Here is a 21,071-nt window from a genome sequence, read left to right as displayed (position 1 = left end):
TATCTGCATGTCATCTCAGACGGATAAGCGCAGGCAGGAAGTTCTTCGGGCAATTGTCTCGGATTACGTAGCTTCCCAGGAGCCCGTTGGCTCGAAGGCTCTGGTGGAGCGCCACAATCTGGGTGTGTCCTCGGCGACCATCAGAAATGACATGGCGGTGCTGGAGGCTGAAGGTTATATCCAGCAGGAACATGCATCGTCCGGGCGTATCCCGACTGAGAAGGGCTACCGCCTTTTTGTGGACAATCTTTCGCAGATTAAGCCGCTGTCCCGGGCCGAGCGCCGAGCTATCCTCGAGTTCCTCGAAGGCGGCGTCGATTTGGAGGACGTTCTGCGTCGCAGTGTGCAGCTGCTGGCTCAGCTAACCCGCCAGGTTGCAGTGGTGCAGGTGCCGACGCTGGAGGTCTCCCGCGTCCGGCACTGCGAGGTCGTACAGCTCGCCGACGCGCGATTGTTGCTGGTAGTCATCACTGACACCGGGCGCGTGGAGCAGCGCAATGTTGAGCTGCCAGCACCGATGGATCCCGATCTCGTGCCGCTCTTGCGTGAGCATTTCAACCGCGCAATGTCGGGGCACACGCTTGCCGACGCGTCGATTGCGATCTCCGATCTTGCGGCTAACGCCCCGCGTGATTTGCGGGATGTGCTTATTCGCTGCTCGACGGTGCTGGTGGAGTCGTTGATTGAGAAGCCGAATGACAGACTCATCCTGGCCGGAGCGTCGAATTTGACCCGTGGTAATATGGCCGGTCGCTTACCTTCTACGTTGCCCATGGTTCTTGAAGCTCTCGAAGAACAGGTGGTCGTGCTGAAACTGCTGTCGGCCGCGCAGGATTTGCACCACGTTCGCGTTTCTATCGGTGAGGAAAACGAGGACGAGGAGCTGCGCGCTACCTCAGTTGTTTCAACCGGCTATGGCACCGGCACCGAAATTTTGGGTGGCATGGGCGTAGTTGGCCCCACATTTATGGATTATCCGGAAACAATTTCCTCGGTTGCTGCTGTTGCACAGTACGTTGGCCGGGTATTGAAAGGAAGTAGCTAAAGTTGGCACGCGACTATTACGGCATCCTCGGAGTGGAGAAGGACGCTACGGACGCTGAGATTAAAAAGGCGTACCGAAAGCTGGCGCTCAAGTACCACCCAGACCGTAATCCGGGTGATGAAGAAGCTGCGGAGAAGTTCCGTGAGGCCTCTGAGGCGAACGAGGTCCTGCTGGATCCTGAAAAGCGCCGGATTGTGGATATGGGAGGAGATCCTCTCAATCCGCAGGGCGGTATGCCAGGCGGTGGCTTCGGCGGTTTCGGTGGCGGCGGAGTCGGCGATATCTTCGAGGCATTCTTCGGCGGTGCCGGTGGTACCCGCCAGCGCCGCTCGCGTGTGCAGCCAGGTGCAGATGCGCTGCTGCGTATTTCGCTGGGCCTCGATGAGGCATTCACCGGTGTCCGCAAGCCCATCACGGTGGACACCGCGGTGCTGTGTGAGCAGTGCGAGGGAACTGGCTCGAAGTCCAAGTCCAAGCCGAAGATGTGTACCAGCTGTGATGGTACTGGCGAGATTCAGCAGGTCCAGCGTTCCTTCCTGGGCAATGTGATGACCTCGCGGCCGTGCCCGACTTGTGAGGGCACCGGCGAAATTATCCCCGATCCGTGTAACAACTGCGGTGGCGATGGCCGCGTCCGTGCTCGCCGTGATCTGACGGTCAACGTTCCGGCAGGTATCTCTGATGGCATGCGTATTCGCATGGCAGGGCAGGGCGAGGTCGGCCCGGGCGGCGGCCCGGCGGGTGACCTCTACGTGGAAGTTGCCATGGACCCGCACCCGGTATTCGAGCGTGAGGGCGATGATTTGCACTTTAACGTGCAGGTGCCCATGGCTGATGCCGCACTTGGTACCGAGTTTGAGGTCGACGACCTGCTCGGCGAGCCAATGACCATCAAGGTTGATTCAGGCACCCAGCCGGCAGAGCAGATTCGCCTGTCGGGCAAGGGTATGCCACATCTGCGCGGCGAGGGCAACGGCGACGTGGTCGCACACGTCGATGTCACGGTGCCGACGAAGCTGGACCGTAAGTCCCGCGAGCTGCTGGAGAAGCTGCGCGAGCACCGCGATGATGATGCCAAGGTGGCTAATTCCAGCGAGCGACACGGATTCTTCTCCCGTTTCCGTCGCCGTTGAACACGCCATCCCCCCATAGCCCCACAGTGAGTGTGAAGCACGCATGAGTTTGCCCGTATTCCTCGGTGATTTCGCCGAGCTGCCGCACCCGGAGGAAATCATTCGGATCCTCGGGCCTGAGGCAAAGCACATCAGCGTTCGCAGGTTGAAGGAAGGCTCGGAGATTCTCCTGGCCAATGGCGCGGACATGGTGGTGCGGGCACAGCTTATGCATGTTGACCCGCGCGAGGTTCACGTCCGCGTAATCGCTGCCGAGAAGCGTGCACGTCCAACGCCGCACGTCACGGTAGTGCAGGCGTTGCCGAAGTCGGATCGTGCCGAGCTCGCTGTTGACTTGATGACCGAGGCTGGGGTTGACGAGATTATCCCGTGGGCGGCAGTGAACTGTGTGGCCCGTTGGCAGGGTGCAGCAAAGGTCACCAAGGCGCGCGCAAAGTGGCAGTCGGCTGCACGCGAGGCAGCGAAGCAGTCTCGCCGTGCATGGATTCCGCCGGTTGCAGATCTGCATAGCTCCGCTGATATCGAGCAACTCATCCGGGAAACTACGTCAGCAGGTGGTGCGGCAGCAGTTTTGCACGAGGAGGAAACAACTCCATTCGTGGACTTCGCCGCACAAACAGCAAACGCTGACAAGGTTCTTTTCATCGTCGGCCCAGAAGGGGGAGTCAGCCCCGAGGAACTCGAGGCCTTCCGCGCCGCCGGCGCGAGTTCGGTGGTGCTCGGCCCGACGGTTCTCCGTAGCGCCCTGGCTGGAGCTGCTGCTCTCAGTGCGCTGGGCCCGCTGACGAAGCGGTGGGGCGGCACGCCCAAGAGTGGTCAGTAGGATAGACGCATAATGACAAAATATTCAGTAACTGCTCGTACCACGGCCGTCGTCGAGCTCGATGATAATCTCGCGCCGATTGTGGTCGGTCACGCGGATCAGAATCTCCGTCTGCTGGAATCCCTACTGGCAGCGGATATTCATGTCCGCGGCGGGGTTGTAACAATCAAGGGTGCGCCGGCGGATGTCTCTTTGGCTGTCCGCGCATTCAAGGAGCTTGAGGCAATGGCCCGTCGTGGCCATGAGCTCTCCCCGGAATCAGTGCGGCACGCGGTGGGCATCGTCGATCGCGGTGAAAAGTCCGCCAGTGAGGTGCTCGGTGGCGGAATTGTGACGCACCGCGGCAAGACCGTGCGTCCGAAGACCGAGGGGCAGAAGAACTATGTCGATGCCATCGACCGCTTCAACGTTGTGTTCGGCATTGGCCCCGCCGGTACTGGCAAGACCTTCCTGGCTATGGCAAAGGCTGTTGCCGCACTGAAGGATAAGCAGGTTGAGCGCATTATTCTGACTCGTCCGGCGGTGGAGGCCGGGGAGAACCTGGGCTTTTTGCCGGGTACTTTGCACGAGAAGATTGACCCCTACCTGCGCCCGCTGCACGATGCGATGCGCGAGATGCTTGAACCGGAGCTAATTCCAAAGCTGATGGAAACCGGGGTAGTGGAGGTTGCACCACTGGCTTATATGCGTGGTCGCACCTTGAACAATGCGTTCATCATTCTCGATGAGGCGCAGAACACCACTCCAGCACAGATGAAGATGTTCCTCACGCGTTTGGGCTTCGGATCGAAGATGGTCATCACAGGTGATGCCAGCCAGGTTGACCTGCCCCGTGGGCAGAAGTCCGGTCTGGCAGTTGCCCGTGAGGTGTTGCGTGGCGTGCCGGGAATCGCGTTTCCGGCGTTGGCCGCGGCCGATGTGGTGCGAAACCCCTTGGTCACCGCAATTGTCGAGGCCTACGATGACTACGATGCCTATAACGAGGGCATTGCGCAGGGCGCCGAGTCCTCACCCAAGCGACAGTCCGCCACCAAGCGATAAAGGACGCTGAAATTACATGAGCATTGAAGTTTTCAACGAGTCCGGTCAGGGCGTCAATGAAGAATCGCTTATCGACGTTGCCCGTTATGCGTTGGGTCGCCTGGACGTGCATCCGGCAGCTGAGCTGAGCATTCACATTGTCGACTTGAAGACGATTGAAGATCTCCACGTGCGCTGGCTGGACCTGCCGGGGCCGACGGATGTGATGAGCTTCCCGATGGATGAGCTCACTCCCGGCTCTGGTCGCCCCGATGCTGCCAGCCCAGGACCTGCCATGCTTGGCGACATCGTGTTGTGCCCCGAGTTTGCCGCGGGGCAGGCGGAGCGTGCAGGTCATCCGCTGAGCCACGAGTTGGTTCTGCTCACCGTGCACGGCGTACTGCACCTGTTGGGTTATGACCATGTCACGGCGGAGGAAGAGCGCCAGATGTTCTCCCTGCAGAATGGCCTGTTGGCGGATTGGTACGACGACATCGATCGTCGTGGCGTGAGCTTTTCCGAAAAACCAATTAACCCCAATGCGTTCCCGGAGCGTTCTAACGAGCGATGATCACTTTGATAATTGTCGCCGTTGTGGCGATGATCTGCGCTGGCGGACTTAACACAGTCGAAACTGCGGTCGCAGGCATTTCCCGTGCGCGCGTGGCAGAGCTGCAGCGTGACGAGGTCGCGGGTGCTAATGCGCTTCTCAAGGTCGTAGAAAATCGCGCTCGGCACGTCAATGTGCTGGTGATTTTGCGGACGCTGTGCGAGTCAATCGGTGCAGTGACGCTTGCGGCAGTTTGTCTTAAGCTTTTCGAGCCGGAGCGCTGGGCCATTGTGGCTGCAGTGGTGTTGTTGGCTCTGTTCACCTTCCTGGTCCTCGGGGTGTTTTCCCGCACGATGGGTCGGAAGAATCCGTACTCGATTTCCCTCGCCACCGCGGTCGTTCTGAGTTTTATGGCCAAGGTGTTGGGGCCACTGGAAAAGTTGCTGATTTGGTTCGGCAACATCATCACCCCTGGTGGTGGCTTCCGCGATGGCCCGTTCGCCACTGAAGTCGAGTTGCGCGAGATGGTCGATATCGCCCAGGAGCGCGGCATTGTGGAGCACGATGAGCGCCGCATGATTCAGTCTGTGTTCGATCTCGCGGAAACGTCGGCACGCGTTGTTATGGTTCCGCGCCCAGAGATGGTGTGGATTGAGGCGGATAAGCACTGTGGTCAGGCAGTGGCCCTATGCGTGAAGTCGGGTCACTCGCGACTGCCGGTGATTGGCGAGAGCGTTGAGGACATCGTCGGCGTCATTTACTTGAAGGACATTGTCCAGCAGACGTACTCGCGTACTGATGGCGGCCGCGGTGTTCGCGTCTCCGAGGTCATGCGTGACTGCGTTTTTGTGCCCGATTCCAAGCCACTGGATGACCTGCTCGATGAAATGCAGCGCACCCGCAATCACATCGCCATCCTCATCGATGAATACGGATCGGTCGCCGGCCTTATCTCTATTGAGGACATCCTCGAGGAGATTGTCGGTGAGATCGCCGACGAATACGACGAGGCCGAGCAGGCCCCCATCGAACCACTGGGGGATGCCTCCTACCGCGTGCAGGCGCGCCTCAGCTTGGGCGAGCTCATAGAGCTTTACGACGAAGCCCACGGGCGCCAACTCGTCTTCGATGACGAGGTCACCGATGAGGTGGATACGGTCTCCGGTCTGTTGGCATATGAGCTTGGACGTGTGCCACTGCCCGGTTCGTACGTAGAATATGCAGGACTGAAGTTTACCGCCGAGGGCTCGCGTGACCGTCGTGGTCGTATGCGAGTACGCACTGTGGTGGTGGAGCCGACTGCGGAGTTTTACTCCGAGGAAGAAGATACTGATGGGCAATCTTGATGACATGCTGGCCAATGCTGGACTTGGCGGAGATGCTGATGATTACAGCGCGCCGGAGGGCTTTCGCTCTGGGTTCGTTTCCATTGTGGGGCGTCCGAATACCGGTAAGTCCACGCTGACCAATTCCCTGGTGGGCGAGAAGATCGCTATTACCGCTAACCAGCCGGAAACCACGCGTCATCCAGTCCGAGGTGTAGTCCACCGCGAGAACTGTCAGATTGTTGTCGTGGATACGCCAGGTCTGCACAAGCCACGCACGCTGCTCGGTGAGCGCCTGAATGACATGGTTCAGGAGACCTACTCCGATGTGGACTTGGTCGCGATGGTCGTGCCTGCCGACGAGAAAATTGGCCCCGGTGACCGCTGGATTTACGAGAACGTCTCCAAAGGTTGCAAGAACATCATGGGCATTGTGTCCAAGGTGGATAAGGTCTCGCGCGACACCATTATTGAGCGCCTGATCGAGCTGCAGGAGTTGCTCGGTCCGGATGCCGAGCTGGTGCCACTTTCGTCGAAGTCCGGCGAGAACATCAACACGCTGATTGATGTCATGGCTTCCCAGTTGCCGGAGGGACCGCGCCTGTACCCGAAGGGGCACATCACCGATGAGGATCTGCACACCCGGATGGCGGAGCTCATTCGCGAGGCGGCCCTCGGCGGTCTGCGCGATGAGTTGCCGCACTCCGTGGCAGTCCAGATTGATGAGGTGCTGCCGAACCAGGATCGCGAAGGCGTCCTGGATGTCCACGCCGTTATCTATGTCGAGCGTTCGGGGCAGAAGTCCATCCTCATGGGGCGCGACGGTCGACGCATGGGCACCACCATTCACAAGGCTCGTAAGGAACTCATTGCGCTGCTCGGTCAGAATGTTTACCTCGACCTGCGCGTGAAGGTGCTGAAGGACTGGCAGTCGGACCCGAAGCAGCTGGGCAAGTTGGGATTCTAAAAAGTTGGTCGAGCCGTATCGCGACCGTGCGCTGGTCGTACGCCGCTACGACCTCGGCGAAGCCGACCGCATCATCGTCCTTTTCACCCGCGACCACGGCCTAGTCCGCGGTGTCGCCAAAGGCGTGCGCCGCGCGAAGAGCCGCTTCGGCTCCCGCCTCTCACCATTCGTCGACGTGGATGTCAACATCTACCCACGCCGAGGACTGTCCACTATCGCAGGCGCAGATACCGTGCGCACGTGGGCAGCACCGCTTGTCGACGACTATGCGCGCTACACCTGTGCGTGTGCAGTCCTGGACGTCGCCGAACGCATTGTCGGCGAGGAGCAAGTGCCGGCTCCCGAATTGTGGGATCTCACCACCCAATCGCTCGACGACGTTGCGGCCGGTCGCCATCGCCCCGATTTGTTGCTGACCTCCTACATCCTGCGAGCAATGGCGCAGGCAGGTTGGCAGCCAAGCCTCTTTGAATGCGCAGGCTGCGGCAAAGCCGGGCCTCATCATGCGTTTTCTCCCGCATTAGGTGGAGCAGTGTGCACCAACTGCAGGCCACCGGGTGCAGATACTCCGCCGACCGAGGTTCTGCATCTGATGTGGCAGCTTGCTCATGAGCAATGGGCGGGCATCGATACGTCGTCAAGCGAATTCGAGGGACGGATGGCGACGGCGCGTACCCTAACGGCGAAGTACCTGCAGTACTACCTGGGCCGCCGGGTGCCGGCGCTGGAACATGTGGATGCTTTTTGGCAGTAAACAGTAGCGGTGGGGCACAATAGGAAGCGTGTTGAATCCTCCTGTACCGCAGCAATTCGTGCCCAATCACATCGCGCTCGTGATGGACGGCAATGGTAGATGGGCCGAACAGCGTGGGCTCAAACGCACCGAAGGGCACAAGCGTGGCGAGGCCGTGCTGATGGAGTGCGTCGATGCTTGTTTGGAGATGGGCGTCAAGCACCTGTCGGCCTACGCATTTTCCACTGAGAATTGGCGTCGTTCGGTCGATGAGGTCCGATTCCTCATGGGCTTTAATCGCGATGTGCTGCGTCGACGTCGTGATGAGCTGGATTCGAAGAACGTTCGCGTGCGTTGGGCAGGGCGTCGTCCGCGACTGTGGCGCTCGGTGATTAAGGAACTTGAGATTGCCGAGGAGCAGACGAAGGACAATGACGCGCTAACTCTGTATATGTGCGTCAACTACGGTGGTCGCGCTGAAATTGTTGATGCTGCTAGAGAGATTGCTCGTCAGGCAGCAGCGGGGGAGCTCAGCGAATATGACTTGACCGAGAAAACTTTCGCACAGTTCCTGGATGAGCCGACTATGCCGGATGTTGATCTGTTCCTGCGTCCATCGGGCGAGCAGCGCACGTCCAACTTCTTAATCTGGCAGTCCGCCTATGCGGAGATGGTCTATCAGGACAAGCTTTTCCCGGATTTCGGTCGGGATGACATGCGCGCCGCAGTGGTGGAGTACGCCAAGCGCGACCGTAGGTTCGGCAAGGCCTAGAGCCGGTATTTTTTTTGGGGGGGGGAGCCCAGGCTACTTCTTCTGGCAGTCCCTGCACAGGCCGAAGACCTCAGCAGTGTGCCCGGTCAGATTAAAACCGTGCTCCTCCGCAAGGCTGTGAGCCCACTGCTCGACTGGTCCGCCAGCGACTTCAACGGTGCTGCCGCAATCGGTGCAGACCAGGTGATGATGGTGGTGGTCACCGCACAGCCGGTAGAGAGCCTCTCCGGAGGCATTGTGCAGAACATCGACAATGTCCATTTCTGCAAGGGACTGGAGCGTCCGATAGACCGTCGTCAAGCCGACCTTGTCCCCACGTTCCGTCAGCGACTTATGAATGTCAGCAGCGGAGCGAAAATTAGGGGCCTCACTCATAATCGACACGACGGCGCGGCGTTGGCGAGTACTGCGCTGGCCGATGCGGGTTGCGGCCGGCCGCGCGGAGGCGTGTGCCCCGGTGCTAGCGGGGGAGCCCGTACCACGTGGGTTTTCGCCAGAACTAACTTCGTGCATATCTTCGCCAGCCATGTAACCGACACTACCCGGTATCGGTTGGACAAGATGCGCTAGAGTATAGGGGAACTTTTAACTGGCCTGTTGGGGTCAGTACATTTTGCTTTTCATTATGTCGTTCGCCGCACGGAACGGGCTGAATTGTGTGCCCGGAAAAGGCGTGTGGTGTGCGATGCGAAGCCATTTATAAGGAGTGGTCTAGACCGTGGCACCTAAGTCAGTTGTCGATACCGTCGCCAACCTGTGTAAGCGCAGGGGGTTCGTTTACCCGTGTGGTGAAATTTACGGCGGTACCCGCTCGGCATGGGATTACGGTCCCCTGGGTGTGGAGCTGAAGGAAAACATCAAGCGCCAGTGGTGGAAGACCTTCGTCACCGGCCGTAAGGATGTCGTCGGCCTGGATTCCTCCATTATCCTGCCGCGCCAGGTCTGGGAAGCTTCCGGCCACGTCGCTACCTTCACCGACCCGCTGGTGGAGTCCCTGCACACCCACAAGCGCTACCGCGCTGACCACCTGCTGGAGGCCTACGAGGCCAAGCACGGTCACCCGCCGGCCAATGGTTTGGCAGACGTTCCGGACCCGGAGACCGGTCAGCCGGGCAACTGGACCGAGCCGCAGATGTTCTCCGGTCTGATGAAGACCTTCCTCGGCCCGGTCGACAATGAGCAGGGCCTGCACTACATGCGCCCGGAGACCGCTCAGGGTATCTTCGTCAACTTCAAGAACGTTATGACCACGGCTCGCCTGAAGCCACCGTTCGGTATCGGCCAGACCGGTAAGGCATTCCGCAACGAGATCACCCCGGGTAACTTCATCTTCCGTACCCGCGAGTTCGAACAGATGGAGATCGAGTACTTCGTCGCACCGGACCAGGCGGAAGAGAAGTTCGATGAGTGGGTCGACGCCTGCTGGAACTGGTTCATTGACCTGGGCGTTAACCCGGAGAACATGCGTCAGTTCGACGTTCCGAAGGACGAGCGCGCTCACTACTCTGCACGCACGATTGACTTCGAGTACCGCTTCCACTTCCAGGGCAACGAGTGGGGCGAGCTGATGGGTGTCGCCAACCGTACGGACTACGACCTCGGCTGCCACATCGAGCACTCCAAGGAAGACCTGCGTTACCACGACCAGGTCACCGGCGAAAAGTACGTTCCGTACGTCATTGAGCCGTCCTTCGGTCTGACCCGCGCCTTGATGGCCTTCCTGTGTGATGCCTACACCGAGGAAGAGGTGCCGAACGCAAAGGGCGGCACCGACACCCGTACCGTGCTGAAGCTAGACCCGCGTCTGTCGCCGGTTAAGGTTGCTGTTCTGCCGCTGTCGAAGAAGGACACCCTGACTCCGACCGCTGAGGCTGTCGCGGACAAGCTGCGCCAGTACTGGGCCGTCGATTACGACACCTCCGGTGCTATCGGCCGTCGTTACCGTCGCCAGGATGAGATCGGTACTCCGTTCTGTGTCACCGTTGACTTCGATACTCTCGAGGACAACGCTGTGACCGTCCGTGACCGCGACACCATGGAGCAGGAGCGCGTCAAGATTGACGAGCTGGAAGGCTACCTCGCAGCTCGCCTGGTGGGCTGCTAATGGCCGAAGAAGTTTTTTGGGAATCCTATAGTCTCGGCGACGGCTCTCGGGAAAAATCCGAGCAAACCTGGCCGATTCTGAAGGAAAGCACCGAAGTCGGCACGTACATCCGTGATGAGCAGGGCGATCGCCTCAACACCCCGGAAGGGGAGTGGGTCATTGACGCCTCTGCTAATCACCGTGTTTCCGCCACGCTTCCCGACGGCCGCGTGTTCTCGACCGTTGCTGCTGACCGTGACAAGATTTCGCGAGCCAAGCAGCTTTCAGTGACCTTTGGGCCGGTTCGTCCTGAAGGCAAGCTGGTGTGCGAGGGATCGACGAACTACGTCATCGAGAATGCGAAGACCGGCGAGAAGTGGGGCCAGTTTACCGGTGCGTCCCGTGGCGTGCGCCACGCAGAGGTGCAGTTCGACACCGATGAGGGCCGTGCGCTGCCGGAAGAGGAGAAGATCTTCCTGGTCTACAGTGCTCGTCGAGTGCTGGAGTCCCGCATGGTTTCCTCTACCTGGATTCTCACTGTCTGCTTGCTCTTGCTGATTGCCTATATGATTTGGGTGTGGATCGTGTAGCAACTATTGCAGACAGCGTCGTTTACGACGAGAACCAAAAGACCCTGTCCGACGGCTGGAGCTGTCAGGACGGGGTCTTTAGTGCTTTCTGGATCACCTCGCCACAAGGGCGTGGCTGGCAGGTGAAAGCCCGCTTTTTTAGCACGAACGCGCTAGTGATGACGAATCCGGATGAGGGGGATTCTTTTGTCCTAAACAGAGAAGGACGGGGAATTCGCACGGTCTTCGACATCGAACGGCCAGGCTATGAGCTCGCCCGAATCGTCAGAGAGGACAGCCTAGGCCGAGGGGTATTTGGTGTCTATGCCCAGAAAGGAGACTTCCGGGGGAGTTTCGAAGACTGGCTGATTGCCGCCTCTCTGGCGACGTGGTCTGTGGATGGACCACGCCAGATGCGAATTTAGGCGGGAATCTAGAAGCCCATTGTGCTGCCGGAGCCGCCTGGTCGGCTCGAACCCCCGCCGAAACCGCCGAATCCGCCGATACTGCCACCAAAGCCGCTGTTGTTGCTGAGCATGCTGCCTAGCACCATGCCGGCGACCATCGAACCGTTGCTGCCGCCACCGCGGCGCTGATCCTGGTAGCGGCGGATGTCACGGCGGGCCAAGTCAGCGGCCTCAGCCGCGAGCTTGCGCGCACGACGTGCGTAGGCCAAAGCCTTTCGCGGATCGTCGTTGGCCAAGCCCTGAGCAGAGCCGTAAGCACGCTGCGCCTCCGCGAGGCGAGTGCGAGCCTCAGCACCAACCACACGGCGGCGGGTAGCAATTAAGTCAGCCGCGGCGCGAATGTGATTGTCGGCATCCTGCATGCTGTGCTGCAAAGTAGCGGTAGCGCGGGCGAACGATGCGGCCTTGTCTCGAGCGGAGTCGAGGGCTTCGTCGAGTAGCTCATCGGCATCGGTCAGTGCGGTCCAGGAACTCAGTGGATCCACTTCGGACTTATTGGCTGCCACACCGAGTGCTTCACGGCCTGCTTCGATGGCCGCATTGAGACGCTCGCGGTTGATGTTGGCGCCTTGCGGTGCCGACATCAGGTGCGAGGCCTCATCGATTTCACCGCGGACCTCGGCGATAAGGGAAGCCAGTCCAGCGACTGCAGCGTGAATATCGCTATCGGCGTGTTCAATGGCCTCCAGAAGACTCTCTGCCTGTGTGAGCGCAAAGTCGGTGGCCGACAGCGCATCAATCAGACCACCTTGCTCACCGGCAGGTAGGTCCGCGATGCGGCGGGCCTCAGACATTGACTGGTCAGCCTGATTCAGGTGCTCCGTGGCCATGTCGATATTGTCGGTCACAGAGCTGAGCATCTGCTCTTCGTAACGTGCGCGCAGACCATCGAGAATTTCGCCGGCACGCGGCATACGTGAACGCAGCTCGACACTTCGCTGAGTGAGCTTCGAAATCGTCGCTTCAGCATTCATCAACTCCTGGCGGAGTTTCTGGAAGTTTGCGGCCTCGCCGTCGAGCTGGTCATCCGCAACACCACAGGTGGAGATAATCTCCAGCAGGACACTGCGGCGCTCGATTTCGTCGGACACGGAGCCGTCGTCAAGCTGTTGGCGAAGTGCAAACGCACGCTCGAGCGTGGACTGAGAGTGCTTCAGTGCGTTGTCGAAGCTGCGGATGCGTTCGGTGCCGAACTCAGCGCGGGCGAGGTCGAGCTCGGTGCGGGCTTTGCGAATGGACTCATCGGTACTGACAATCTCATCGTGCGCAAGAACATCGAGCGAGCTGGTGCTCAGCGAGTCCAGCGAAGAGACATCCTTGGGGTCGATGTTGCGGCCACGAGCGATCTCCTCCTCATCGCGCTTCTTCTTATTGCGGCGGCCCACGGCCCAGGTGGCGCCACCGACAACGGCGGCACCACCGAGGCCGGCGCCGAGTGCCCACCCACCGGCGGAGCCGCTGCCACCGCCTGCCTCGGCGATGGCAGCTTCACCCGCAGCTGCCCAGTTGTCATCCTCTAACAACTGCCCTTGAGCTGCTCTGTTGATGGCCTCCGCGTTGCGGGGGAAGGAGTCTCCGACGAAAGCGCCGAGGTTTCGGTCTTCCACGGCGACGACCAGGACACCGCGGTTGTCGGCAGCTCCGAGGTGCTCCCAGGCCTGCTGCGCCCACTGTTCGCCCTGAATGCCGTCGAAGCTCTTGATGTAAAACACCGAGAACAGGAGTCGCTTCTCTGTCTTGAGCTGCTGAATCTGCTCCTTCAGACGAGCTTCATCGCCGCCGCTCAGCACACCTGCGAGATCAGCCACCTCGCCCGACACATCCGCCGGTGCCTCGGCGTGCGCCAGGGATGCTGACGGCGCGAGTGCCAGCAGCGAAGCAGGTGCGTGAACCGGTGGCTGTGCCGGTAGTGCGGCAGTAATTAGCGGCATGCTCAGGCCGAGAAAAGCACCCGATGCGGCAAGGTAAAGGGGGCGAAACACGCGATTCCTGTCAGACATATCTACAAGGATACGTAACAATAATCACGTGGCCGGTAAATTTTCGTATTCATCTTTTGAACTCGCTCGTATTGTCGAGGAGTCTCCGAAGCAGTCATTGCTGCCCGGGGTGCAGTCCTTGGAAACCCACCGGGCAGCGTTTGCACGAGATCGCGCCCGCGTCCTGCACTCCGCAGCGCTGCGCAGGCTGGCTGACAAAACCCAGGTTGTGGGGCCAGGGGAGGGTGATACTCCGCGCACGCGCCTGACTCACTCGCTGGAGGTCGCGCAGATTTCCCGCGGAATCGCCAGCGAGTTGGGTGCAGATGAGGATCTCGCAGAGCTGGCCGGCCTGACCCATGACATCGGGCATCCGCCGTATGGCCACAACGGCGAGCGTGCCCTCAACGAGATTGCCGCTGGTTGCGGCGGGTTCGAGGGCAACGCGCAGACGCTGCGTATTCTCACTCGCCTCGAGCCGAAGGTGCTCGATGGTACAGGTGAGCCCTGTGGACTCAATCTCACTCGGGCGGCGCTCGATGCGGCTTGTAAGTACCCGTGGACACCGATCGGTCCCGATGGTCAGCTCCGCCACAAGTACGGCGCCTACCAGGAAGATGCTGCGATCCTGCAGTGGATTCGCCAGGGCGTTCCGCACGGCAAGCAGTGTCTTGAGGCGCAGATCATGGACTGGTCTGACGATGTCGCCTATTCCGTCCACGATGTCGAGGATGGCATCGTCTCTGGCCGCGTTGACCTGGGTGTTCTGTGGGACACGGTGGAACTGGCCGCGCTCGCTGACAAGGGTGCTGCCGCATTTGGTGGCGATCCAGCGGAGCTCGTCGAGGCTGCCGGGCGTCTTGCCAGCTTGCCGGTGGTATCAGCTGCGGCGTCCTATGATGGTTCGCTGCGCTCGCTGGTCGCGCTGAAACGGATGACCTCGGAGCTGGTCGGCCGTTTCGTCACGGCTTCCGTCGCGGGTACGCGTGCTGCCTCCGGGTCGACGCTTCCGCTCGGGCGTTACGACGCGGACCTCGCCGTGCCCAGCTCGATTCTGGCGGAGGTCACCATGCTGAAGACCATCGCCGTGCTGTATGTGATGGATCTTCCGCGTCATATTCGCCGTCAGGAGCGTGAACGCGATCGTCTTTTCCGGGTGGCCGAGTATCTGCAGGAAGGTGCTCCAGGGACGCTTGATCCGATGTTCCAGTGGCTCTATTCCCGGGCGGAGAGTGACCAAGCGCGGCTGCGGGTTATCGTTGATCAGCTAGCGTCGATGACGGAATCGCGTGTAGAGCGGCTTGATCGCCAGATTGCTGGTGTGGCTGCGGCGTGGGGGTAGTGCTGTCAGCGATTACTATTTTTGAAGTATCCGCTGAAGGCTACTACTGAGGTCATCGGAAAGCGCCTTCGTAGTCTCTGCGTCGGGCTTCGCATGCATGTAATCGAGGGCTAGTCCATTTACGATAGCTGTGATGAGCCGGGCCGTCTGAGCTATATCTCCAGGGACGTCTGCGGCGGACAGTGCTGAAATGAGATGGTCCTGGAATCTACTGAGTTCGTTCTGGTACTCCTGGGCCAGAACTTTGCGTGTTGATGCAGCGGCACCGAGGATAACCCACAGTGCTGCGTCTTCGCGCTGTATTGGGCCGATGGGGAGTAGTTCGAGCAGGGAGCGGTGGAGCTGTTCTAGCGGCGAGGTATTCGATTGAAAGCGTAACGACGAGACTCTTTCATGCTGTCGTGCTGCCGAGCGCAGAAGTGCCCTGCTGAGTAGTTCGTCTTTCGTGCCCATAAAATACTGCACTGTTCCAGGGGCTACGCCCGCCTGTTGAGCCACTTTTCGAACGCTGACAACGTCGAACCCCTGGTTAACAATTACTTTGATTGCTGCATCGGAAATGGCTTTTTCTTGAGGTGACATCATGCTCATATCCTAAAACTCCTTTGGGGTTTCATTCGCGCCACTTCCCGTACGACTGTATGATAGTTTACTATACGAATGTACGAGGGAGTGATGGAGATGGACTATCTTGTTCTTGTGGGGCTTGCGCTTCTTGACAGTCTCAGTGCTGGAACCCTGCTGATTCCAGTAGTGCTGCTCATCGTCTGGCGGAGGATGAGGGGTGCCGAATACGTTACTTATTTAGGGATAATTGTCTTGTCCTACTTTGCGGTTGGCATCGCGCTCTTTTTCGGCCTGCGTCAGGCTTTAGACGCAGTCTCGGGCATTGCATCCAACACTTGGTTCAGTTGGGTGATGATGGTGTTGGGTATTTTGTTAGCTGCTTACGGAATCCTGGCACCGAATCCCAAGAAACGGACCGTCGAAGAGGTAATTGAATCTCGGTCGGAGGACACTAAGAAAGGTTCTGCCGGCCTCCCCGCGATGGTGGGTTTAGCCTTAGCAGCAGCAGTTGTCGAGGTCGGTACGATGTTGCCGTACTTGGCGGCAATCGGAATCATTGAATCGATGGCAGTGCCTTTCGCAGTGCAACTGCTTATCCTCGCGCTCTACTGTGTAGTGATGATTTCGCCCGCAGTCATCGTTGGAGTGCTCTTCGCGGCCTTCGGAGATAAGGTCTACAACCGGGTAGTGAACGTTATCCCCCGGTTGGAATATGAAACAAAGGTCACTGTTTTGTGGGTGGCAGCAATAATTGGCATCGTTCTTGTTGCCCGGAGCGAAAATCAACTCGGTTTTATCGGGTAGCGCTGATTCCGCAGTAATACTTTGGCTCAGTCCTCCGCGTCAGGAATTTCGCAGAAGCTCTCGTAGTGGTCGTCGGTGTAGTACCAGACATCCGGATCGTTTTCGGAACCGCCGCCGACAACGATGCGGCGTGCACCGCGGCTGGAATTGCCCGGGGTGGTCACGGTGTATTCGCGGTAGTAGTCACCGCGCTCCTTCGGCAGGCGTCCCTCGTAGTTGCCGAAGTGCTTGCCGTCGTGCTGCGAATAGATGTGGTCCTGGTCGGTCAGGATGCGGTCGATAACATCGTCGGCCTCCTGCGGCAGGGTATCTACTGCGCAGGTGGCACCCTTTGTGCCAGCCTTGTTGCTGCCCGAGTTGGGGCCAGGTTTAGGGCCTGGTTTCGCGCTAGAGGCAGCGGAATCCTGCGACCCCTGTGAGTCCTCCGACCCCGATGCGTTCTGATCTCCGCCATCGAGCCCGAAATAACTACCAGCCAGCACCAGGGCGGCAGCGCCTACGCCGCTCGCAATCTTCTTCCACTCAGCCATGGCTAGTATCTTTCCATATCTGTCACCGCCGGCACGTTTTTGGGTTGGGCGCGGGCGGCTCGTCGGCATGCGAAACCTCTACGGCGGAGTCGATTGGACGGTTTGGGTAAGGTTATTTTCATGGCTAGGGGAAGAATTCCGGACTCCGATATCGCGGCAATCCGCGAACGGACTCCGATTGAGGAGATCGTTGCAGAATACGTGAACCTCAAACCGGCTGGCGCGGATTCTCTGAAAGGGCTTTCGCCTTTTAAAGACGAGCGCACGCCGTCGTTCCACGTACGCCCCAATCATGGCTACTACCACTGCTTTTCCACCGGCAAGGGCGGTGATGTATTCAGCTTCCTCATGGAGATGGAACACCTGTCTTTCCCGGAGGCTGTCGAAGCCTGTGCGGAGAAAATTGGCTTCCACATTAACTATGAGGGCGGCGGCACGGGCCGTCGCGAGGAACCGGGAACTCGCCAGCGTCTCATCGCCGCAAACCGCGAGGCACAGAAGTTCTACCGCGAACAGTTCTCCACTCCAGCGGCAGCGCCCGCGCGCGAGTTTCTGGAAAACCGCGGCTTCACCGCCGAGCACGCGGCCCAGTTCGGCTGTGGCTACTCGCCGGCCGGCTGGGACACTCTAACCAAGCACCTGCAGCGCCTGGGCTTTAGCTTCGAGGAGTTGGACAAGGCGGGTCTTTCCAAGATGGGGCGCATGGGGCCGATCGATCGTTTTCACCGTCGTCTCATGTGGCCGATCCGCAATATGTCCGGCGATGTCATCGGCTTTGGTGCCCGCAAGCTTTTCGACGATGACAATCTGGGCAAGTACATGAACACGCCCGAGACCATGCTGTACAAGAAGTCCAAGGTCCTCTTCGGCCTGGATCTGGCAAAGAAGGATATTGCCGCTGGTCATCAGGCTGTAATCGTGGAGGGCTACACCGACGTCATGGCCATGCACGCCTCGGGCGTGACCACAGCCGTCGCGTCCTGTGGCACCGCTTTCGGCGAGGAGCACCTCCAGCTGCTGCGTCGTCTCATGCTCGACGACAACTTCTTCCGCGGCGAACTCATCTACACCTTCGACGGCGACGAGGCAGGGCAAAAGGCCGCCATGCGCGCCTTCGAGGGGGAGCAGAACTTCACCGGCCAGTCCTACGTCGCGGTCGCGCCGGACGGCATGGATCCGTGTGATCTGCGCCAGAAGAAGGGCGAGGCCGCAGTCCGCGATCTCGTTGCTTCACGACGGCCATTGATCGAATTTGTCCTCCGCACACTTCTGGCCGACTATGACCTGACCACCGCTAATGGCAGGGTCTCCGGGCTGCGCCGAGTGGTGCCTGTCCTGGCCCAGCTCAAGGACGCGGCGTTGCGCGATGAGTATGCCCGCGAAGTTGCCGGCTGGATTGGCTGGAATGATGAAGCCGAGCTGGTGCAGCGCGTCCGCGAGGAGGCCAGTCGGCCACAGAATGAAAAGCGCACTCCCTACCAGCGTCGCCAAGAAGAGGCCCGTGCCCGCGAAGAGGCAGAGGAAGCGCGGCGCCGGCGCAACCCGGCACTGCCGTATCCAAACCCGCGGGACCCTGTGCTCTATGCGCAGCGTGAGGCTCTCAAGTTGGCAATTCAAGAGCCCGCCACCACCGGCCCGGTATTCGATGCGCTCGCACCCGAGACCTTTGGGCATCCGACCTACCGGGCGGTATTCGATGCCATCATGGCTGCAGGTGGTGCCTGCGGGGAAGCGGCCACACAGCCACATAGTTGGGCGACCGCAATTATGGATCAGGCGCGGGAGGACGTCGTCAAGCATCTCGTGACTGAGCTGGGCGTGGAGCAAATCGCCGTCGATGCAGAGACGCTGCGCCCGTATGCGCAGGCGATTCTGGCGCGGTTGCAGGAGGTGTGGGTCGGTGACCAAATTGCACAGCTGAAGGCGATGCTCTCACGAATGCGCCCCTCAGACGACGAAACCGCCTACAACTCGCTGTTCGCGGACCTGCTCGCGATGGAGCAGTACCGCCGCGAACTGCAAGCAGAGGCGGTCAAGGTCGTGTTTGAGTAGCTAGTGGCTAGCGACTAGTAGCCGCGGCGAATCCACTCTTCCAAGTGCGGAGCCTCGCGGCCAATCGTCGTGTGGTCGCCATGACCCGTGCGGACAGTCGTTTCCGCAGGCAGAGTCAGCAGATTGTCGCGGATGGAGTTAATAATCGTGTCGAAATCCGAGTAGGACCGACCGGTCGCCCCCGGACCGCCGGAAAACAGCGTGTCACCAGAGAACAGCTCCGCGGCCTCCGGTACGTACAGACAGCACGAGCCAGGGGAGTGGCCCGGAGTGTTAATAATGACAACCTCCGTGCCTGCAATCTCCAGGCGCTGACCGTGCGCGAGGTCCTCGTGCGCCAGGTCCGGCCAGGACTGCTCCCACAGCATCTGGTCGCCCGGGTGGACGAGCAGGGGAGCGTCGAGCTTCTCCTGCAGTTCAGGGGCCACAGTGATGTGGTCGTTGTGCGCGTGGGTGCATACAATCGCCTTTACCTTGCGGCCATCCACCGCGTCAATAATCGGCTGCGCCTCATGCGCCGCATCGATGACAATGACCTCACGGTCATCGCCGAGCACCCATACGTTGTTGTCTACGTCCCACGTGCCACCATCGAGCGAGAACGTGCCCGACGTGAGAACGTGGTCGACCCTCAAACCCTTGTTCACAGCGTCACCACCGATCGCAGTACCTTACCGGCCTTCATGGTTTCGAAGGCCTCGTCAACATCCTCAATGCCAATGCGCTCCGTCACGAAGCCCTCTAATGGCAGGCGGTTCTGCAACGACAGATCCACCAGCATCGGGAAGTCGCGCTCTGGTAGGCAGTCGCCGTACCAGGACGACTTCAACGCACCACCGCGGCTAAACACATCCGCCAGCGGGATGTCCAGCTCCATTGTCGGCGCCGGAACACCGACCAGAACAACGCGTCCAGCCAGGTCACGGGCGTAGAACGCCTGCTTGTAGGTTTCCGGACGGCCGACCGCATCAATCACGACATCAGCACCGAAACCGTCGGTCAGCTCACGCACTCGCTTAACGACGGGATCCTCTTCCCCGGTGCCCTTATCGCTCTTAGCCAGCTCCGCAGAGTTAATGGTCTCGGTCGCGCCGAATTCGCGGGCGGTATCCAGCTTCTCGTCCGAGATGTCGATGGCAATAATCTTGCTAGCGCCGGCCAGCTTGGCACCGGCGATAGCGGCCGTACCAACGCCACCGCAGCCGATGACGGCTACCGATTCACCGCGCTTAACCTCGCCGGTGTTAATAGCCGCACCGATGCCGGCCATGACACCGCAGCCCAGCAGGCCCGCAACGGCCGGATCGGCTGCCGAATCGACCTTGGTGCACTGGCCCTCGTGGACGAGGGTGGCATCCGCAAAAGCGCCGATTCCAAGTGCCGGGGTGAGGACGGTGCCGTCGGCAAGCGTCATGGGCTTGGAGGCGTTGAAAGTGCTAAAGCAGTACTGTGGCTCACCGCGCTTGCAGGCGCGGCACTCGCCACAGACGGCGCGCCAATTGAGGACAACGAAATCGCCGACGGCAACATGCGTGACCTCTTCGCCAATCTCGGAGACCACGCCTGCGGCCTCGTGGCCGAGGAAGAACGGGTACTCGTCGGTGATATCGCCGTCGCGGTAAGCCAGGTCTGTATGGCAGACGCCGCAGGCCTGGATGTCGACAATGACATCGTTCGGGCCCGGGGACGGGATGTGGATATCAGTAAGTTCTACAGGTGCGCCTTTTTCGCGGGCGATAACGCCGCGCACAACGCGTGCGGTTTGCTCGGTGTTTTCGGTTCCGTTGGTTTGTTCAGACATAAGCCCCATCGTATGAGCGCGGTATGAAAAGTGCATGATGGAAAGCATTTTCAGTACTGGTAGGAGCTTTGTGGGCGCTGTGTGAGGTTGCGTGGATTGTGTGGATTGCGTGGCTCTGAGAACTCACAACGGTGTCATGACGTGTGGGAAAAGAAGGTATAAATTGACCTTTGACCTGGCGATTTGTGAGTTTCAAGGGGTCTGGGTAAAGTATCTATCCGTCGCAAGGAACGGCATGGCCGAAGTTCGGTTTAGCCGGTTCTGTGCGGTGGATATTCCTCCATAGCTCAATGGCAGAGCATTCGACTGTTAATCGAAGGGTTGCTGGTTCGAGTCCAGCTGGAGGAGCAATTAAGCCAGGTCAGAGAGTTTTTCTCTGGCCTGGTTTTCGTTTAAGAAGACGAAGAAGACAAAAACAGACAGAAAATAATCCAAGCCCTAGGAAAGTCGGAAAAGCGTGTCTGGGCGGTGCGTCGCCGGGTTAAGTAAAGAAAAGTGTGTCTTTTCCG

21 protein-coding genes and 1 tRNA gene are annotated in these 21,071 nt (G+C 59.7%); 16 read left to right on the top strand and 6 right to left on the bottom strand.

Features of this window, described 5'->3' with window-relative positions:
• Positions 1 to 7: 7 nt before the first annotated feature.
• Genes hrcA through HMPREF2547_RS09860 form a run of 9 tightly spaced genes read left to right on the top strand, consistent with a single transcriptional unit; the run spans position 8 to position 8,368 of the window.
• Positions 8 to 1,045: a heat-inducible transcriptional repressor HrcA gene (gene hrcA / locus HMPREF2547_RS09900; protein WP_070605704.1), complete on the top strand. Its 1,038-nt coding sequence runs from the start codon at positions 8 to 10 to the stop codon at positions 1,043 to 1,045.
• Between the two features lie 2 nt (positions 1,046 to 1,047).
• Complete coding sequence (gene dnaJ / locus HMPREF2547_RS09895) at positions 1,048 to 2,178, top strand: molecular chaperone DnaJ (protein ID WP_070605702.1); 1,131 nt, start codon at positions 1,048 to 1,050, stop codon at positions 2,176 to 2,178.
• A 43-nt stretch (positions 2,179 to 2,221) separates the two neighbouring features.
• Positions 2,222 to 3,001 carry a 16S rRNA (uracil(1498)-N(3))-methyltransferase gene (locus tag HMPREF2547_RS09890; RefSeq protein ID WP_049189612.1) on the top strand — a complete coding sequence of 260 codons (780 nt, stop codon included), beginning with the start codon at positions 2,222 to 2,224 and terminating at the stop codon, positions 2,999 to 3,001.
• Between the two features lie 12 nt (positions 3,002 to 3,013).
• A complete protein-coding gene (locus HMPREF2547_RS09885; RefSeq protein ID WP_049189611.1) occupies positions 3,014 to 4,042 on the top strand; it encodes a PhoH family protein in 1,029 nt (342 codons plus the stop codon).
• A 16-nt stretch (positions 4,043 to 4,058) separates the two neighbouring features.
• Positions 4,059 to 4,592, top strand: a complete 534-nt coding sequence (gene ybeY / locus HMPREF2547_RS09880) for an rRNA maturation RNase YbeY (RefSeq protein WP_005511056.1) — start codon at positions 4,059 to 4,061, stop codon at positions 4,590 to 4,592.
• On the top strand, positions 4,589 to 5,917 hold the full coding sequence (locus HMPREF2547_RS09875) for a hemolysin family protein (RefSeq protein ID WP_016423115.1): 1,329 nt from the start codon (positions 4,589 to 4,591) through the stop codon (positions 5,915 to 5,917). Before ybeY ends, HMPREF2547_RS09875 begins: the two co-directional genes overlap by 4 nt.
• Before the next feature lie 4 nt (positions 5,918 to 5,921).
• Entirely contained in the window at positions 5,922 to 6,863 is a 942-nt protein-coding gene (gene era / locus HMPREF2547_RS09870; RefSeq protein WP_042389423.1) for a GTPase Era, read from the top strand.
• Between the two features lie 4 nt (positions 6,864 to 6,867).
• Positions 6,868 to 7,617 (top strand): DNA repair protein RecO, encoded by a 750-nt coding sequence (recO, locus tag HMPREF2547_RS09865; protein WP_016423113.1) that lies wholly within the window; start codon positions 6,868 to 6,870, stop codon positions 7,615 to 7,617.
• A 28-nt stretch (positions 7,618 to 7,645) separates the two neighbouring features.
• Entirely contained in the window at positions 7,646 to 8,368 is a 723-nt protein-coding gene (locus HMPREF2547_RS09860; RefSeq protein ID WP_168161662.1) for an isoprenyl transferase, read from the top strand.
• A 33-nt stretch (positions 8,369 to 8,401) separates the two neighbouring features.
• On the opposite strand, the gene HMPREF2547_RS09855 is transcribed toward HMPREF2547_RS09860, so the two are convergent.
• Positions 8,402 to 8,896, bottom strand: a complete 495-nt coding sequence (locus tag HMPREF2547_RS09855) for a Fur family transcriptional regulator (RefSeq protein ID WP_016423111.1) — start codon at positions 8,894 to 8,896, stop codon at positions 8,402 to 8,404.
• 190 nt (positions 8,897 to 9,086) lie between these two features.
• On the opposite strand from HMPREF2547_RS09855, the gene HMPREF2547_RS09850 reads away from it, so the two are divergent.
• Genes HMPREF2547_RS09850 through HMPREF2547_RS09840 form a run of 3 tightly spaced genes read left to right on the top strand, consistent with a single transcriptional unit; the run spans position 9,087 to position 11,445 of the window.
• Positions 9,087 to 10,472, top strand: coding sequence for a glycine--tRNA ligase (locus tag HMPREF2547_RS09850; protein WP_049170727.1), 1,386 nt, complete (start codon positions 9,087 to 9,089; stop codon positions 10,470 to 10,472).
• On the top strand, positions 10,472 to 11,041 hold the full coding sequence (locus HMPREF2547_RS09845) for a hypothetical protein (protein WP_049189625.1): 570 nt from the start codon (positions 10,472 to 10,474) through the stop codon (positions 11,039 to 11,041). The genes HMPREF2547_RS09850 and HMPREF2547_RS09845 overlap by 1 nt, the downstream gene beginning before the upstream one ends.
• The gene (locus tag HMPREF2547_RS09840; RefSeq protein WP_049189624.1) at positions 11,029 to 11,445 is read left to right on the top strand and encodes a hypothetical protein; all 417 of its coding nucleotides are present in this window, start codon (positions 11,029 to 11,031) and stop codon (positions 11,443 to 11,445) included. The genes HMPREF2547_RS09845 and HMPREF2547_RS09840 overlap by 13 nt, the downstream gene beginning before the upstream one ends.
• Before the next feature lie 8 nt (positions 11,446 to 11,453).
• Here HMPREF2547_RS09840 and HMPREF2547_RS09835 read toward each other — a convergent pair whose 3' ends face one another.
• A complete protein-coding gene (locus HMPREF2547_RS09835; RefSeq protein ID WP_222865373.1) occupies positions 11,454 to 13,487 on the bottom strand; it encodes a TPM domain-containing protein in 2,034 nt (677 codons plus the stop codon).
• A gap of 28 nt (positions 13,488 to 13,515) precedes the next feature.
• Between HMPREF2547_RS09835 and HMPREF2547_RS09830 the strand changes: the two genes are divergently transcribed.
• Positions 13,516 to 14,808: a deoxyguanosinetriphosphate triphosphohydrolase gene (locus HMPREF2547_RS09830; RefSeq protein WP_048732682.1), complete on the top strand. Its 1,293-nt coding sequence runs from the start codon at positions 13,516 to 13,518 to the stop codon at positions 14,806 to 14,808.
• Positions 14,809 to 14,823: 15 nt separating this feature from the next.
• Here HMPREF2547_RS09830 and HMPREF2547_RS09825 read toward each other — a convergent pair whose 3' ends face one another.
• The gene (locus HMPREF2547_RS09825; protein WP_048732681.1) at positions 14,824 to 15,399 is read right to left on the bottom strand and encodes a TetR/AcrR family transcriptional regulator; all 576 of its coding nucleotides are present in this window, start codon (positions 15,397 to 15,399) and stop codon (positions 14,824 to 14,826) included.
• Positions 15,400 to 15,483: 84 nt separating this feature from the next.
• Between HMPREF2547_RS09825 and HMPREF2547_RS09820 the strand changes: the two genes are divergently transcribed.
• Entirely contained in the window at positions 15,484 to 16,179 is a 696-nt protein-coding gene (locus HMPREF2547_RS09820) for a GAP family protein (protein WP_083296895.1), read from the top strand.
• Positions 16,180 to 16,205: 26 nt separating this feature from the next.
• On the opposite strand, the gene HMPREF2547_RS09815 is transcribed toward HMPREF2547_RS09820, so the two are convergent.
• On the bottom strand, positions 16,206 to 16,709 hold the full coding sequence (locus HMPREF2547_RS09815; RefSeq protein ID WP_070605697.1) for a guanyl-specific ribonuclease: 504 nt from the start codon (positions 16,707 to 16,709) through the stop codon (positions 16,206 to 16,208).
• Positions 16,710 to 16,829: 120 nt separating this feature from the next.
• On the opposite strand from HMPREF2547_RS09815, the gene dnaG reads away from it, so the two are divergent.
• The gene (dnaG, locus tag HMPREF2547_RS09810) at positions 16,830 to 18,761 is read left to right on the top strand and encodes a DNA primase (RefSeq protein ID WP_080969560.1); all 1,932 of its coding nucleotides are present in this window, start codon (positions 16,830 to 16,832) and stop codon (positions 18,759 to 18,761) included.
• Between the two features lie 14 nt (positions 18,762 to 18,775).
• On the opposite strand, the gene HMPREF2547_RS09805 is transcribed toward dnaG, so the two are convergent.
• Together HMPREF2547_RS09805 and HMPREF2547_RS09800 are read right to left on the bottom strand one after the other, a co-directional pair.
• Positions 18,776 to 19,408 carry an MBL fold metallo-hydrolase gene (locus HMPREF2547_RS09805; protein WP_049170745.1) on the bottom strand — a complete coding sequence of 211 codons (633 nt, stop codon included), beginning with the start codon at positions 19,406 to 19,408 and terminating at the stop codon, positions 18,776 to 18,778.
• The gene (locus HMPREF2547_RS09800) at positions 19,405 to 20,562 is read right to left on the bottom strand and encodes an S-(hydroxymethyl)mycothiol dehydrogenase (RefSeq protein ID WP_049170748.1); all 1,158 of its coding nucleotides are present in this window, start codon (positions 20,560 to 20,562) and stop codon (positions 19,405 to 19,407) included. Before HMPREF2547_RS09800 ends, HMPREF2547_RS09805 begins: the two co-directional genes overlap by 4 nt.
• 276 nt (positions 20,563 to 20,838) lie before the next feature.
• Here HMPREF2547_RS09800 and HMPREF2547_RS09795 point away from each other — a divergent pair.
• A tRNA-Asn gene (locus HMPREF2547_RS09795) sits at positions 20,839 to 20,910 on the top strand.
• Positions 20,911 to 21,071: the final 161 nt, after the last annotated feature.

It is taken from the genome of Corynebacterium sp. HMSC055G02, from assembly GCF_001809065.1.
Lineage (GTDB): Bacteria > Actinomycetota > Actinomycetes > Mycobacteriales > Mycobacteriaceae > Corynebacterium > Corynebacterium jeikeium_D.
This window is presented reverse-complemented; position numbering and strand designations above follow the sequence as displayed.